The 15,406-nt window shown below is 45.6% G+C and carries 13 protein-coding genes and 2 pseudogenes; 1 reads left to right on the forward strand and 14 read right to left on the reverse strand.

Annotated features, from left to right (window positions below):
* Positions 1-96: 96 nt before the first annotated feature.
* From H6G97_RS33345 to H6G97_RS33400, 13 genes and pseudogenes are all read right to left on the reverse strand, one after another.
* Complete coding sequence (locus H6G97_RS33345; protein WP_190944721.1) at positions 97-342, reverse strand: dienelactone hydrolase family protein; 246 nt, start codon at positions 340-342, stop codon at positions 97-99.
* Positions 343-465: 123 nt separating this feature from the next.
* The gene (locus H6G97_RS33350) at positions 466-1,302 is read right to left on the reverse strand and encodes an alpha/beta fold hydrolase (protein WP_190944722.1); all 837 of its coding nucleotides are present in this window, start codon (positions 1,300-1,302) and stop codon (positions 466-468) included.
* Between the two features lie 61 nt (positions 1,303-1,363).
* Positions 1,364-1,819, reverse strand: coding sequence for a cupin domain-containing protein (locus H6G97_RS33355; protein ID WP_190944723.1), 456 nt, complete (start codon positions 1,817-1,819; stop codon positions 1,364-1,366).
* 208 nt (positions 1,820-2,027) lie between these two features.
* Positions 2,028-3,584 carry a GMC family oxidoreductase gene (locus H6G97_RS33360; protein WP_190944724.1) on the reverse strand — a complete coding sequence of 519 codons (1,557 nt, stop codon included), beginning with the start codon at positions 3,582-3,584 and terminating at the stop codon, positions 2,028-2,030.
* Positions 3,585-3,768: 184 nt separating this feature from the next.
* Positions 3,769-4,020: an SDR family oxidoreductase gene (locus tag H6G97_RS55535; protein ID WP_338421890.1), complete on the reverse strand. Its 252-nt coding sequence runs from the start codon at positions 4,018-4,020 to the stop codon at positions 3,769-3,771.
* 8 nt (positions 4,021-4,028) lie between these two features.
* On the reverse strand, positions 4,029-4,247 hold the full coding sequence (locus tag H6G97_RS55540) for an SDR family NAD(P)-dependent oxidoreductase (protein ID WP_338421891.1): 219 nt from the start codon (positions 4,245-4,247) through the stop codon (positions 4,029-4,031).
* Between the two features lie 63 nt (positions 4,248-4,310).
* Positions 4,311-5,237, reverse strand: a complete 927-nt coding sequence (locus tag H6G97_RS33370; protein WP_190944725.1) for an alpha/beta hydrolase — start codon at positions 5,235-5,237, stop codon at positions 4,311-4,313.
* A gap of 46 nt (positions 5,238-5,283) precedes the next feature.
* Entirely contained in the window at positions 5,284-5,820 is a 537-nt protein-coding gene (locus tag H6G97_RS33375; RefSeq protein ID WP_190944726.1) for a DsbA family protein, read from the reverse strand.
* A 210-nt stretch (positions 5,821-6,030) separates the two neighbouring features.
* Positions 6,031-6,282, reverse strand: a pseudogene (locus tag H6G97_RS33380) (response regulator transcription factor); the annotation flags it as partial.
* A 75-nt stretch (positions 6,283-6,357) separates the two neighbouring features.
* Positions 6,358-12,477 carry an AAA family ATPase gene (locus H6G97_RS33385; protein ID WP_190944728.1) on the reverse strand — a complete coding sequence of 2,040 codons (6,120 nt, stop codon included), beginning with the start codon at positions 12,475-12,477 and terminating at the stop codon, positions 6,358-6,360.
* 158 nt (positions 12,478-12,635) lie between these two features.
* The gene (locus tag H6G97_RS33390) at positions 12,636-12,812 is read right to left on the reverse strand and encodes a hypothetical protein (protein ID WP_190944729.1); all 177 of its coding nucleotides are present in this window, start codon (positions 12,810-12,812) and stop codon (positions 12,636-12,638) included.
* Positions 12,796-13,743: a hypothetical protein gene (locus H6G97_RS33395; RefSeq protein ID WP_190944730.1), complete on the reverse strand. Its 948-nt coding sequence runs from the start codon at positions 13,741-13,743 to the stop codon at positions 12,796-12,798. The genes H6G97_RS33390 and H6G97_RS33395 overlap by 17 nt, the downstream gene beginning before the upstream one ends.
* Positions 13,744-13,927: 184 nt before the next feature.
* A complete protein-coding gene (locus H6G97_RS33400) occupies positions 13,928-14,173 on the reverse strand; it encodes a helix-turn-helix domain-containing protein (RefSeq protein WP_242054395.1) in 246 nt (81 codons plus the stop codon).
* Positions 14,174-14,302: 129 nt separating this feature from the next.
* Here H6G97_RS33400 and H6G97_RS33405 point away from each other — a divergent pair, with 129 nt between their 5' ends.
* Positions 14,303-15,115, forward strand: coding sequence for a hypothetical protein (locus H6G97_RS33405; protein WP_190944731.1), 813 nt, complete (start codon positions 14,303-14,305; stop codon positions 15,113-15,115).
* Positions 15,116-15,224: 109 nt separating this feature from the next.
* Here the strand turns inward: H6G97_RS33405 and H6G97_RS33410 are convergent.
* A pseudogene (locus H6G97_RS33410) lies at positions 15,225-15,406 on the reverse strand (IS4 family transposase); the annotation flags it as partial.

Consider the following 15,406-nt stretch of genomic DNA (forward strand, 5'->3'; position numbering starts at 1 on the left):
CCCGATTCCACTAAAAGTGATACCAACGAAAATTCCTTAAGTTGCATTAGCTGGATGCGTTTTCAAGTACAACTCTCAATCTACCTGTTTTTGGGCTTAACCGAAAAGTATTGCTTCAGGATCAAGTTGCACATCGGGTTCCAGTCGCCAATACAAATCTGGCACGATTACCAAATAGCCTGCCTTAGCAAAATCATCGGCAGTCTGTCGCATATTATTATTGACCCCAAGAACTTCTTGAATCAACACAATTCCTGCAAGAGGTTGAGTACTGGGTGCTGCCAGATAGGCGCTAAAACTGCCCCCGGAGAAAGCTGGAATGGTTACATTTTGATCTGTCATGATGTCTTTTATGGAGATGTGTACTTATTGCGACCAGTTGTTGTAAAGCTATTGACTAAGCCTTGCACTGATTAGGCAGGGATGATACCACCAATGACAACCTACTGGACTTGGGAATGCTAATTAATTTTCTTTAAGAAAATCCAGCAGCACTGAATTGACTTGATCTGCATGAGTCCAGTTGATGGCATGCGGACCGCCAGGTATTACCACAAGGCGGCTGTCTTTAATTAACTTCGGCAGTCTCGCTCCGGTGGAATGATGCGGGAGGATGCGATCAGCATCTCCTTGGACGATTAGTGTTGGCACGTCGATGCACGGCAGATCATCACGGAAATCTGTCAACCAAGATGGCACACAGTCCAGAGTCCCTTTGGCGGATGCTCCTGCTGCGACATTCCAGCTCAACCGGATGGCATCATCGCTGATGCGAGTGCCGAGAAACATATCCACGTTGTAGAAGTCTTTGAAAAATGTGGACAGATACGCTGGACGATCATCTACAATACTCTTCATAATTCCATCGAAGACACTGCGATCAACTCCTTCGGGATTGTCGTCTGTCTTGAGAAGGAAAGGTGGCACCGGAGCCATTAGCACTGCTTTACTGACGCGCTCCGAACCATACTTGCCAAGATAGCGAGTCACTTCGCCTGTCCCCATTGAGAAGCCGACTAGCACAGTGTCACGCAGGTCAAGTTCTGTCAATAGTGTGTTTAAATCCGCAGCGAAGGTGTCGTAGTCATAGCCAAATGAAGGCTGGCTGGAATCGCCAAAGCCCCGGCGATCATAAGTGACGATCCGGTACCCTGCTTTTAGCAAAACCCCTACCTGTTTCTCCCAGGAATGACCACTGAGAGGAAAGCCGTGGATTAGCACCACAGGTTGACCCGCTCCGATATCTTCGTAGTAGATATCGATGTTTCCAGAATTTTCTTGACCGACAGTAATGTAAGGCATTAGAGTCTCCTTTTTTAGTTGGTTTGTTGTTTCAAGTTTCCAGATCAGATAAAGAAAACGTTCATGCTGTTGCTGTAATTACATCGGCAGGCAGGGTTCCAGGCAGACCAAGCATTTCGTCGCCAATCTCAGCAGAAATACGCTCAAAAAGTGCCATGTCTGATGTCTCTGCTGCATCTAGCGTTCCTACTGCTGCAATCAGCCGAGCAAAGGCGCTGGGCGCAGCAACTACCAACCCGCGAGCTGGCTTATCGCTGAGTGTGGCGACCACATGAGGTGTGCCAGGAGAAATCAGGAAACTTTCACCGGCGCTCAGGACAACTTTGTTTTCACCCGCCCAGACCGTGAATTCCCCCGACAGCACATAGAGTTGTTCGGAATAGCGCGTGTGGCGATGAGGGGGAGTTTGTGTGCCGGGTGGAAAGTAGCCTTCGATCAGATCGTACTGGCCCCCAGTCGTGGTGTGATCGGCAACAATGTTAAGCCGAGAGCCAAAAAGCCAGAAAGATTGTGTCATGAGATTGCTGCTATTAATGAATGATTTGTGTGATGAAATATTAGGCGTTCAATTTTTTAGATGAAGAAGGTATTTATGCTATAAATGTCAGAGAAGAAAGTTGCGATCACCGCAGGCTGGCACTTCGTGCCATCGCACTCGTACTCAAAAATTCACTTTTCTGCATATATGCTCTCAGAAGCTTTTCCTTTGTCTTTACGCGAGTAAGTTAGTTTGCAATCGCTGAAGGTACTTGCTGTGAAACGCAACCTGGGGCTTTAATTAAATCGGCTGCTTTTTCGCCAATCATGATGGTCGGCGCGTTCGTATTTCCTGTGGTGATCGTTGGCATGATGGAGGCATCAACGACACGCAACCCCTCAATTCCATGTACTCGTAGTTCAGCGTCTACAACCGCCATTGGGTCAGTGCCCATTTTGCAAGTGCCCACTGGATGCCAAACTGTACTGCAAGTTTCCCGGACGTAAGCAACGAGTGCTTCGTCGCTCTGCTTGTCAGCACCTGGAGCGATTTCCTTGCCGCGAAACTCATCAAAGGCACTTGCACCGAACAAGTTACGGAGTAATTTAATCCCGGCAACGAACTTTTGCACATCAGCTTCACTTTGGAGAAAGTTCATTTGAAACATTGGTGCGTCTTTGGGGTCGCGGGAATGCAAACTGACACTGCCAATGTTTTGCGGATGAGTCAAACAAACGAAACTTGTGAAGCCTAAACCAGAGTGGGCATAACCAGGCGGTGCCAACACAACCGGACCAAAGAGAAACTGTAAATCTGGTGTAGCATCCAGATTACTCTCGGTATGCAAAAACAAGCCAGCTTCCGCGATACTGCTGGTGCTTGCTGTGTGTAAATCCTGAGTTGCCTCGTGTGTCACGGACACAACAGGGTGGTCTTGGAGGTTTTGACCAACACCCGGCAAATCAGCCACTACCGGAATTCCCAAGGCTTGCAGGTGTTCTGCATCACCAATACCGGAAAGCATCAGCAGTTTGGGCGAATCGAATGCGCCAGCACTTAAAATCACTTCGGAGTTAACCCTGACCTGGTGCAGTGTGCCCTCGTGCAGATATTCCACCCCAACAGTGCAGGTGCCCTCAAACAACAAGCGAGTGACTAACGCTCCTGTCGTTACAGTCAAATTGGGGCGCTGGAGAATGGGCACAAGGAAGGCAGCAGCAGCACTATGGCGCTTACCATCTTTGATAGTTAACTGATAGAGTCCTGCTCCTTCTTGCTGCATCCCATTAGCATCAGGATTGCGGTCATAGCCTAATACCACCGCTGCGTCTACAAAGCGTTGGGATACCACAGCAGGCGCAATGTGATCGGTGACGCTCAATTCTCCATCGACCCCGTGAAATTCAGACGCGCCTCGTGAGGAGCGCTCCGATTTCTTGAAGTAGGGCAAAACATCTTGGTAACTCCAACCGGGATTCCCCAATGACTGCCAGTGGTCATAATCGTGAGAATTGCCCCGCAGATAAATCATGATATTAATCGAACTGCTCCCACCCAGGACTTTGCCACGGGGACAAAAGATTTTGCGGTTATTCAGGTATGGCTCTGGTTGGGAGAAATATGCCCAGTCCACCTCAGAACCCAGAAGACTGAGACATTGAGACGGGATGTGAATCTCCGGTTTCGTATCAGGGGTACCCGCTTCGAGTAATAACACAGTTGTTTCACTGTCTTCTGTCAGGCGGTTGGCAACAACACAGCCTGCCGAACCTGCACCAATTACAATATAGTCATATTGAGTCATGACATCCTCCTTCTCGGTTGTCTGTAATGGCTTTATGTCGTTAGGAATCAGCGGGAATTGATTGGTTTTAATCTTATGAATTCAACAGATTAGCCACCAGCAATAGCTTATGGAGATTTGACAGAGTTAGCGAAATGCTTGGAGTTTGATCTGGCGAAGTTGGTTACGTTTTATTCTTCTCCTGTTATTGCGCGATATATCCGCCATCAACCGTGAGGGAATGTCCAGTGACAAAACTAGAAGCGTCTGAACAGAGCCATAGCACAGCATTTACCACTTCCTGGGGCGTACCAATCCGACCCATTGGCAACGTCGTTTTGAAATACTCCATCAATTCTGTATTTGTTTGGACAGTGCGATCAAGCATCTCGGTTTGAATCAGTCCTGGACTGACGGCATTCACCCGAACTCCTTGCAAGGCATATTCTAATGCCACCGATTTTGTTAACCTTGCACATCGGCTTCTTTAGAAACATCTGTCGCTACAAAAAATCCATCCCCACCGATCGCTTGAATTTGGCGAATGGTTTCTTCGCCTTCAGCTTGCCGACGACCTGCAACAACGACGTTTGCTCCAGCTTGAGCCAGTGCGATCGCAGCTGCCTTACCAATCCCTGATGTTCCACCTGTAACGACTGCGACTTTTCCAGAAAACGTGGTCACTGTTAATCTCCCGTTTGTATAAAAGTGAATGATTTACGTGTAAATGCCAACCGAAGTTTGGATTCAAGCCTGCTTCAAATATTTCTCAAACCATCTCAAGGCAGTTGTACTTGCAATCTCGAAGCCCTCTCCCTGGAAGCCGTCAAAGTGTCCGCCCTTCAAGATTGTCAGAGACTTAAGCTCCATCGCACGCGCATGGACATTGGCGGTTATGTCGGCAGGTGAAAGAAAGTCCTTCTCACCCGTAATCAGGCATAACGGGGTAGGAAAGATTGCTTCGAGGTGAGGAGCTGGTTCGTAATAGAGGCAGTGTTCAATCGACTCAAAGGAGATTCGATTCTCCCATCTTCCTTCGCTCGCGCTTTTGTTCGATTCAACCCAATTGAAAGCGTCGGGTGTCGCAAGGAAGCTGGGTTCACCAGGCAAAGCAACCAAAGGGAGGTAACTCACCTCTTTGGTTTGATACCGTTTTATCCGGTCAAGTGAAATTATCTTCGTGAGTTCCTCGAGTTGAAGTGGGGAAGCCGCACGACGGGAGATGAGAAACGCATTCACCGTAGGCATCTGTGCCACGATCGCTTTCACTCGCGGATCGAATGCGGCCAGATGCAGCGCATGACCGCCGCTATAGGAGAAGCCCCACAGACCTATGCGCTCAGGGTCAACTTCGCTTTGTAGTTGAGTCCAGGTGATGGCATTGCGGAAGTCCTCATGCTGCTCTGTTGGAAGCATTTGTCCACGAGGCTCTCCTTCACTGGCACCCTGGTAGCGATAATCGAACAGCGAGACGACGAACCCGGCTTGAGCGAATTTCTCGGCAAACTGCGGTAGTCCCATTTCTTTGGTCAAGCCAATTCCATGAGCCATAACAATGGCGGGAAGGCGTAGGCGTAGCCCGCCGCAGGCATCGCCCGATGCGATTTGATCCGGAGTGTAAAAGGTGACGGAACACCTTAGACCTTTACTTTCAAAACTAGTTTTTCTTTGCATAGCTGCTTACTTTCTCTTGTTTAGTTAGGATTAAAGACCAGGAACATTAATGCCTTGCAGTGACAATAGCTGCCATCAACTGCTTAATGTTCCAGTGACTGGTATATCGAATTCCATTAATAAACAAAGCTGGCGCAGCCGTTACTCCACTGTGTAATCCACTTTCTATATCTTGATTAATACGCGCTATGTGTACTTGAGAGGATATATCTTGCAGAAATTGGGGAATATCGAGTCCTAGATTATTGGCATACTCCACAAGATCGCCGTTTCCTAACGCTTGTTGATGGGTGAATAAAATGTCGTGCATCTGCCAAAATTGACCTTGGCTGGCTGCCGCTTGGGCTGCTTCAGCTGCACGTTGAGCAGAAGGATGTATTTGCGGCTGTGGAAAGTGGCGAAATACAAAACACAAGTCATTAACCTGTTGCTGGATTGCTTTAATTAATTGGTGAGTTTCGCTACAAGTAGGACACTGGTAGTCACCATATTGGACGAGTGTCACTGAAGCACTCACCAATCCCTGAATATGATCTTGTTCTGAAATCGGCACAAGCAACCGATTATAATCACCAAGACTCATGAAAGCACCTCTAAGAAAAGGAGTGCAGCAGGTAAAGACAGATGATTCCTATGAAACCTTTGTCAAAATTGGATAGATTGATTTGGCTCTGTTATCTGTTGCATAATCTCAATTTAGAGGGTTGACTCGATTTTGTCGCTGAGAAAAACTTCAGTTGATCATCTGACAAATTTGACAGCTAATAAACTGACAAATTTGACAGGTATGACGCTACAAGTTAACAATGCCACGCCTTAATGCAACGATTACAGCCTGAGTGCGATCCTCCACACCCAGCTTACTTAAAATATGATTGATATGAAAATTGACAGTGCGTTCAGTAATATATAAAGCTTTGCTAATGGCTTGGGTACTCTTGCCCGTTGTAATGAGTTGAAGCACCTCTAACTCGCGATCGCTCAATTCTGGACTTGCCATGCGCTCTAAAAGTTTGGCACCGACGCGGGGTGGAATGTGCTTCTTCCAGCATTGCCACCAAACCCTGACGTACAACGGGGTGATCATCTACAACCAGAACACGAATGGCATTAAGTTGACTCATGATGGTTTTTCCTGTTGATTCACGGACACTGCGATTTCTGTCCCTTGTCCGGGAACGCTGTGGATCTGGATCTGTCCTCCAATGAGTTCGGCACGTTCTGCCATCCCTAATAAACCAAAGCCATTGTGACTAGCAGAACGATCAATTGCAAATCCCTGTCCATCGTCCTTAATTCGTAATATGCACTGCGTGGACTGGTAGATTAGTTCAACACGAATTTCAGTTGCTTGTGCATACTTGAGAGCATTAGTCAATGCTTCCTGTCCAATCCTCAGCAGATTATTCTCCACTTCAGAGGGTAGCGGATAGAGGATGCCGATCGCTTCACAGATAATTGTTATACCAGTGGATGATTCTAGCTGACTTGTCAGATGTTTGAAAGCGCTGAGTAAATCACTATTTTCTAACAAGTAGGGACGGCGTAGTGCCTCTACAGAGCGGCGTGCTTCTGAGAGTCCAGTTTGGGCTAAGTTCTGGACTTGGGCTAGGTGAGCCTGAGCTTTTTCGGGGTCTACTGTTATCTTATTCGCAGCAGTTCTAGCGTGAATGATAACACCCGTGAATGACTGCGCTAGTGTATCGTGAATTTCTCGCGCCATGCGATTGCGTTCTTCCAGAATTAAGGCTTCTTCGGCACGTTTGCGTTCACGCAGTGCTGCGTTTCGCTGTTCGCTAATATCAAGAATCACACCCAACATTCGCACAGGCTGTCCGACTGCGTTATAAATGCCTCGACCTCTGCCAACTAACCAGTGAATATTACCATTCGGGTAGATGACTCGATATTCCGCCTCAAAATCGGTATGAGTTGCAAGAGCTGCTGTAACAGCTTGCTCGACCCGATAAATATCTTCTGGGTGAACCCGTTCGCGCCATGCCTGATAGCTGCTCTCAACTTCACCGGGTGCTAACCCCAGCAATCGAGCGTGGTTATCGTCCCAATCTGCTGTATTCTCAACGATATTCCAGTTCCAAGTGCCAATATGGGTGAAGTCCATCGTCAGCCTGCGTTGCTCTTCACTTTGGCGCAGGGCGTTTTCAATTCGCTGACGCTCTTCAATCTCCTGAGAAAGGAGCAAAGTCCGCTCAGTTACTTGTTGCTCCAACGTTTGGTGGTAATCAACTAGCAGTTTTTCTGCTTGTTTACGCTCAGTGATATCTTGAAAGGCTGCGATCGCATAAGCTACATTGCCTTGTTCATCAAAGACTGGAGTGCCCCAAACCTCAACTGGAACTATTGTATTGTTTTGGTGAATTTCCAGATCGTCAACTGTGGTGCATTCACCACTCAATGCCCGAATAGCTGGTAGTTTCTCAGTTGGGTAGTTTTGAACTGTTCCCGCCAGGTAAAATTGATAAACTTCTGGGATTTGCTCCGGTGTCACAGAAGGATCAATCCCTTTACCCATTAGTTGAATTCCCCGTTGATTGACGTAATAAATGCGACCACCCGCATCCAGTACTCCAATTCCTACCGGGACAGCTTCTAGAAACTGTTTCATTCTACTTTCGCTAGCGCGTAGCTTAGAGTAGAGCCTGGCATTTTCAATGGCGATTGCTGCTTGGGATGATAACAAATTCAAGACCTGCGATCTCTGTGGTGTAAAAGCTCCAGTCGCCAACTTGTTTTCTAAATACAACACGCCCACTAGTTTACCTTGATTGAGCAGAGGCAAGCATAAGATTGATTTAATTTGATTGTGTTGAATATATGGCTCATGAATAAAATTACCTTCACGAGTAGCATCATTTAAAATGACACATTCATGAGTACGAATCACATAATTAATAATTGATTCAGGTAGATGATTTGCAGTTGGGATAGATTGCAGTAATTGTGTAGCATAAGTATTCTCACCTTCCTTGAGTTCACCAGACGCTTCAATCACCCATTTTCCTGAGTTTTCTAAAATTAGAAAACCTGTTTGTGCGCCAGCATTTTCGATTAATATCTTCATCAAGGAACTGAGTAACTTATCCAGTTCAATTTCACTCGAAATTGCAAGGGAAGCTTTCATCACCGCCGTTAAGTCGAAAGCGATGGGTGAGTGACTGGAGGTAGTGACAGAAGTTTCGTGGATTGGCGTGTGAGCCATGCTCGACGATTGAGTAAATAGCTGGGGATAGTGAATTTCCAAATCGTTGGCTTTTGCAACTGCACCCCATCGTTCATAGCAGTAATGTGCTTCTTTTATATAAGTTTGGGCAAACTTTTCTCTGCCACGAGACAGGTAGAACTTAGCAGCCAACTCGTATGCTAAGGCTTCTTCTTGAAGATACTTGTTGTCTCTAGCACCAGTAATTGCTTGTTCATAAAACTCCTCTGCCTCAAGTAACTGCCCCAAAACTCGTGCTATCTCTGCTTGCACCAAATGATATTTATGCAAACAATTCATTGGCGCATAATGTGCCCATTGCTTCATTTTATCCTGGCTAAGGGCAACGTTTTTAAGGATTTCTTCTTGCTCTTGAGCGTTGCTCCCGGTGTATGTTGCAAGTTTTGCCAAAGCGCTATAGAAGTGGTACACAGGAATAAGGGGTGTTGAAATGACGTTGATCGCATAACGTTCCGCTATGGCTGCGTTCTCAGATGCCTGAGCATACTTAGAAAATAGATAGCACAGGAAAAGTTTATTGAAATAGACATGAAAGATTGCGGTTCCATCGTTTGCTATTTCATGGCGTGGCAGACTATTCTCCTCATTGTAGGCTTCTCCAATGAGATGGGATGGATTGGCTGAGAGTCCCATCAAATTTAAGACAGATTGTTGATAGATTTGATTCCAGGTGAGTGATGTCGTCTGTTTAATTTGACGGATTGCTTCACAGTGCCTTGCCATCTCACGTTCAACCTCTATAAGTTCCTTGCCAACGATAAAGAATTGGAGACAGTAAGTGAAAGCACCATAGGCAGCAAACTCTAAATCTCCAGTTTCCAGACCACTTTGATAGACCTCCAGGAATGGCTTCGATATCTCCCGAACATGCTCTTTCCAGTGACTGATGAAGTTAGAAACCATGAACGATGTTCTAGCTTTAAGCGAATGGATGTTCAGATGGGGTAACAGTCTTAATGCAAGCTGCCCAAACTGGTAGCCAGACTCAATATTTCCGACTATCCCACAAAGAATTAACCCAAAGTTAGCATAGGCAAAGGGAGATATAAACGCATTGCCATACTCGATTGACAAGTTGACCTGTTTAGACACAAGTAGGGGCATCAGATCAGGAACCGCGATATAGGCAGCAATCGTCACACTGGATAGGATTTGCATTGCTGCCAACTTGTCTGGTTCGGCCATTTGGGGCAAATGGATCAAGTCTTCAATCGGTTTTGAACCAAAAAGTGATGTGATTGCGTCTAGTTCAAGCTGAATATCCAACTGACTTGGCTGTTCGCAAAACCTGATTCCCAGTTGCTGTAAAACCTGCAATGCCGTATTGATCGCTTTTAAGAGATGGTTCTGCGCGATGTAAGTTTGGATTTTAATGTCATAAATTTTTACGGTATCAAGAATTGTTTGAGCTGATTGTAGAACGCTCGCCGCCCAGGATTCTACCTGCTCAAAATCACCACACAAGTAAGCGACTTCTGTTATTTCTAAATGTAAATTTAATGCCAAATCATAATCTGTTTGCCAGCTAGACGCTCCTAGCCATTTTCTTGCTGTAGCTAAATAGTTTTTTGCCGTAGTATACGCGATCGCTCCTTTTGCTTTCTGACCTGCCATTAAATTTAATCTGGCAATTTCGTTTCGTTCTTGTTGATCTATGACTAGCTCAATTCCATGATTTAAATGATCTACAATTTCAAACAGCCTGTTTGTTAGTCGCTCTAGTGAGGTTTCCTCTAAGAGATTGCGACCGATTTGGAGATGAACAACTTGTTTGTGTGACTCATCGATTAAGGCATAAGCTGCTTGCTGTACGCGATCGTGCAAAAACCTATATTTTTGAACTAACAAGTTTTCATCTAATTCAGATAGGGGTTGAATTAATCCAGCTTGGATAGCTGCCAACAAATCTACAGAAACCGCTTTATCGGATTGCTCACTAACGATTGCTAACGTATCTAAATTAAATTCAGCACCGATACAAGCCGCTAACCGGAGAATTTGCTGTGTGTTCTCTGGCAGTTTCTTCAACTTCAAGAGCATCAACTCCACAACATTATCAGTGATATTTTGAGCTTGAATCTGAGCAATGTTCCACTGCCACCCCCCTTGTACCCTCCTCTCTCCCTCCTTCCCAAGGGGAGCCAGCGCCTTACGGAGGTTCCCTCCGTTGTGGCGACTGCCGTGGGATGAAAGGGGGGTGGGGGAGTAAGGGGGGTGAAAGGTCAACAGATTTTCGCTATACAGCGTCTTCAAAAATTCGTTGACAAAGAAAGGATTGCCCTCGGTTTTATGCAACACTAACTCTGCTAAGGAACAAACGCTGTCTACATTTCGATGCAGCGTTTGGGCAATCAACTGACTCAACGGCAAGAGCGTTAAGGGTGCCAAGATAATCTCCTGAAGGACTGCTCCTTGTTTTCGCAGTCTCTCCAAGGTTAATACCAGTGGATGCGTTGGATTTACCTCATTATCTCGATAGGCTCCAATTAAAAATAAGGATTCCGTTTGCTCATCCAACAGCAACAGCTCAATTAATTTAATCGTTGCCGAGTCTATCCACTGCAAATCATCTAAGAAGATCGTAAGGGGATGTGACTTTGAACAAAACACCCGCACAAACTGCCCAAAGATGCGATGAAAGCGATTTTGAGTTTCAGTTGCTCCAACTTCTGATACAGGCGGCTGCTTACCGATAATTAATTCAACTTCCGGGATGATATCAATGATAATTTGTCCGTTGGTTCCCAAAGCCGTTAGCAAGCGCGATCGCCATTGTTGCACTTGCTCGTCTGGTTCACCCAGCAGTTGCTGCACCAATTTTTGCAGGGCATGGGCGATCGCGCTGTAGGGAATATTACGCCCAAATTGGTCAAACTTACCAGAGATAAAATAGCCGCGTTTTGCAGTGATGGGCTTGTAGAGTTCTTGTACTAGAGCTGATTTGCCTACCCCAGCATAGCCAGATACCAACATCATCTCAACAAGGAATTGAGAATTTTCTTGATTTTTCACTCTCAATTCTTCATTTTGCGTTTGTGCTACTCTGTCAAACGCTGCTAATAATGCTTCAATCTCTGCTTCGCGTCCATACAATTTTTGGGGAATTTGAAACCGATCCGAAACGTCTTGAAGACCGAGTTGAATACCATCGATTTTATCAGTTTGTGCGAACTGGTGAAGACCAATTTCTAAATCTGCTTTAATGCCCCAGGCACTCTGATAGCGATCCTCTGCGTTTTTCGCCATCAATTTCAAAACGATATCTGAAAAAGGTTTAGGGATCGCTGGATTCAGTTCGTGAGGTGGAACGGGCACTTTAGCAATATGACAATGGACTAGTTCCAGAATATCCGTTGTTTCAAACGGCAGATGTCCGGTTAGCAGTTCGTAGAACGTTACACCAAGAGAGTAAAAATCGGTGCGGTAATCGAGCAAACGGTTCATCCGCCCGGTTTGCTCTGGAGATAAATATCCAAATGTTCCTTCTAACACATGAGGACTTTTAAAAGTCGGATTCGTGCGGTTAAATTGGGTGGCAATCCCAAAGTCAATGATTTTGACAACGCCAGTATCCAGATTAAAGACTATGTTTCCAGGGTTGATATCCTTATGAATGACATTGGCTGCATGGATTCTGCCCAGAATGTCGCAAACAGCGATCGCAAGACTTAGAAAAGTGGATAAAGGCATGGGGCAAAAGATATCTGGGCGCTTGTACATCCATTGCTCTAAGGACTCTCCCCCAAAATCTTCTAAGATAATCACCAGAGTCCGTTGATAGTCCTGCTGGCTGTATGCCTTGATAACTCCTTCCAGATTCAGGGAACGGGTAATTTTATATTCCTGTCTGTACCGGGTTAGTTCTTGGGGAGAGGGATAATTAAGCTTTAGCATTTTTACGACGATTCTTACTCCATCGTCTCTGATGCCCCGGTACACTAGAGAATTGTCACTTTCGTATATTTTGTTTTGGATAGCAATACCAGGCAGAGTGATCATAGAGCAACTCTTGAGAGGATAATCTGGCATAACCCAAACTATACAGCAATCCAGCTATCTACATTTTTCATTTTTGAGGTTCTATTTGGTTTTGTTCATTTCTAGCCAGTTGCAGGGTGATAGCGTTCACTTACGAGCGCTGTATCAATTATGTAGAGCTATTCTACAGGACTCACGCTTACAACTGGCGTAGCATGGGACACCAGTTGCGGAAAGTTTTGCCCTATCCCTCGTACAACTTCTTGAATGTCCCGTTGTGGTGATATCTCCATTGAAACTGCAACCCAAAGCCATTGGATGCCAATTTGCCAAAATTGTTCAGGGTATTCTTTCATACTCCGACTCCAGAAGCGTCAACAACTTCTCTTCCACCACAGTCAAATACGGCCGCTTCAACTCCCCCAGGTACTCCAACATAGCACGGACAGCTTCTTCCAAGTTCTCGTTTTCCCGTAATCTACTGATGCGATCGCAAATCACCCGCATCTGCTCACACTGGGCAGGCAAGTAGTTGAAGGACTTCAGGTGCTGCAAGCCAACCGTATATTCCCCATCCCAGATTCTCACAGTGCAACTGAAATCATTTACTTGGCTAACGATGCCCCAGCAGCCACTTTTACCTCTCAATTCGGGGTTGTCCTTTGCGAGAATTTGACAGATTTCACCAATTTGGTAGGTGTTGGGTACTTTAGTGCGTTCCATTATCTGCTCTATCACGTCTTTGACAACACGGCCTGATGGTACTTTACCGCCTGCAACTTCAACCGCAGTTTGCCACACTTTCCACTGTTCCTGCGGTTCTAACTTAGTCATGGGGCGAACTTGTCCTTCGCTAGTCGGCAGGATTTGGGAACTATTTGTTGTCAAATCATCAATCCCAGAATTTTGACAACAAATTGTTGTCAAATTTTCATACACATCGGCTGCGGCAATCAAGTAATTTGATTTTTGGCGGCTGTGACCAAAGCGATCGCGGCAATACTCTTCAAATGTGCGGTGCGTGGAACGGTACAGTCTGCGATCACGCAATTCGGAGAGTGCCTTACCTGCCTCAAAAAACGCCCGTTCCACTTTCCTCTCCAGGAGTAGGCGATCGCGAATCTCCTGCTCAGTTAATTCTGGAACTTCAACAGCAGGAACGTCCAGAATTACTACATCCTGATTATTCTGGGAAGAGATATCTTGCTGTGTTTTGCTAACTGGTGGTTCTGAGCCAGCAGAAACAGTGGAAGTAGGTTTGTTGCGTTTAGAGAATGGCTTTTGCATGGCTTCGCTTCCTACTTCTCACTATTTTCAGATTTACATCAAGGTCAACCCCTAGCACTGATTTAATTTACGAAGCGTTTTCTAGGTTAGGGATATATAGCTTTTTATCGACAATTTGAAAACAATGTGTCTGCTTTATAGAGTATTTATGCTTAATTATGAGTGCCAAATGGTTCAAGTCTCATTAGCTATGGGAAGCGTCAAATTTCCTTTTGCTTTCCTTTGCAGCCTCAATAACTTCTTCAAGAGTGCATTGGTAAACTTCCAAAAATTTGGGTATGTCTTCAATTGGCAGCCTGGGAGTGTGCCGCCCAATATCCCAGTTACGGACAGTTGACTCAGCAATTCCTAACCTTGATGCCACATCTACTGTTCTTAACCCTGCTTTTTCTCTTAACCCCTTCATATCCATAACAAATAGTAATACCAATAGAATATCAGCTAGTTACCACAGTTGACAAGCGCAGTTAACTAGCGGATAATAGATACATAAGAGAAGCGCCCCTGACTGCGAATCTGAAGCGCTTCTTTTGCCCTAAATTTAAAGAGCCTTCCAATTATGACTCACGCCGTTTACACTTATCAACAGCTGCAACTGAAATCGATTGCCCGACTCAAGCAAATCTACAGCGAAATCGCTTGTACAGCCGAAGTAAGCGACAAACGCTGTAAGGATACCTGGATTTCCGCCATTGTTAACTATCAGGCAAGCAAGATTCAGAAAGTCACCCTCGCTGCCCCCGACAACCAAGCCCTCGCCCAAGCCGAACTCGACAACTACATCGCTGACCAAGCCCAAGTTGTAGCTCCCGAACTCCTCACAATAGTCGAAATCTCGTTTTCTGATTACGAATATTACGCTGATGACAAACTGGTAGCCAGCATCACCCATGACGACAACCACCTAACCCAACGCTGGGTAGTAATAGTCAATGACAAAGAAATATTTCGTGCCAACACTCTGATGCGTTGCGATCGCTTCATCTGCACTCACTACAAAGACGGTACATTACCTGTGCAAGAACAACTTGCAACACCCTGCACTACAGAAAACCACATCATGGCGCATATCTTCAACGAGTGCCAGAGTTATGGGTTTGAAATTCTCGATGATGGCATTTACAACAACAACGGCGTGAAACTGGGGCAAGTCGGATGCACTGACGGTAACTGGTGGGTGAAAAGGCGTTATTCAGGTCAGCAGCAGTATTCTAACTCGGTCTATGATGCAGTGCGCTCATTATCGATGGTGGACGTGTCTACTGATGATAAATCCATTTTTGATGAATATATTTTAGACCAACCGTTAGAACAGCTAACTGGCGATAGATTGCAACGGCTGCTGGAAAAAGCGGAGTTAGTAACAGCGTAGTCTTGGGCTTCGCCTGGGAAAAGGTTAAAGGGGAAAAGTTAAAGGTAAATTTCTTCATTCCCTTCCCCTTTGCCCGAATGGCACTAAGAAAAGCCGAAACACTTGCGGGTTAAGCAGTTTGCAATTGGTTTCGTAATTCGTGCCGAGGTTTCGTCATTAAAGGGTAAGCTTTCGGGCAACGTTTACGAACTCGTGGTTCACTTCTACCGGGGCGATCGCTGACAGGCTTGTGGGCAATAACTTTTAGTAAAGTACGATAAATTCGCTGACGTTTTGTTGAAGTTGCGGCTA

It is taken from the genome of Nostoc flagelliforme FACHB-838, assembly GCF_014698065.1.
Lineage (GTDB): Bacteria > Cyanobacteriota > Cyanobacteriia > Cyanobacteriales > Nostocaceae > Nostoc > Nostoc flagelliforme_B.

What these genes read in the sequence shown, in the direction of transcription:
- H6G97_RS33345 (WP_190944721.1), bottom strand. Translation starts at nt 342, where the DNA reads ATGACAGATCAAAATGTAACCATTCCAGCTTTCTCCGGGGGCAGTTTT.
- H6G97_RS33350 (WP_190944722.1), bottom strand. Translation starts at nt 1,302, where the DNA reads ATGCCTTACATTACTGTCGGTCAAGAAAATTCTGGAAACATCGATATC.
- H6G97_RS33355 (WP_190944723.1), bottom strand. Translation starts at nt 1,819, where the DNA reads ATGACACAATCTTTCTGGCTTTTTGGCTCTCGGCTTAACATTGTTGCC.
- H6G97_RS33360 (WP_190944724.1), bottom strand. Translation starts at nt 3,584, where the DNA reads ATGACTCAATATGACTATATTGTAATTGGTGCAGGTTCGGCAGGCTGT.
- H6G97_RS33370 (WP_190944725.1), bottom strand. Translation starts at nt 5,237, where the DNA reads ATGCAAAGAAAAACTAGTTTTGAAAGTAAAGGTCTAAGGTGTTCCGTC.
- H6G97_RS33375 (WP_190944726.1), bottom strand. Translation starts at nt 5,820, where the DNA reads ATGAGTCTTGGTGATTATAATCGGTTGCTTGTGCCGATTTCAGAACAA.
- H6G97_RS33385 (WP_190944728.1), bottom strand. Translation starts at nt 12,477, where the DNA reads ATGATCACTCTGCCTGGTATTGCTATCCAAAACAAAATATACGAAAGT.
- H6G97_RS33390 (WP_190944729.1), bottom strand. Translation starts at nt 12,812, where the DNA reads ATGAAAGAATACCCTGAACAATTTTGGCAAATTGGCATCCAATGGCTT.
- H6G97_RS33395 (WP_190944730.1), bottom strand. Translation starts at nt 13,743, where the DNA reads ATGCAAAAGCCATTCTCTAAACGCAACAAACCTACTTCCACTGTTTCT.
- H6G97_RS33405 (WP_190944731.1), top strand. Translation starts at nt 14,303, where the DNA reads ATGACTCACGCCGTTTACACTTATCAACAGCTGCAACTGAAATCGATT.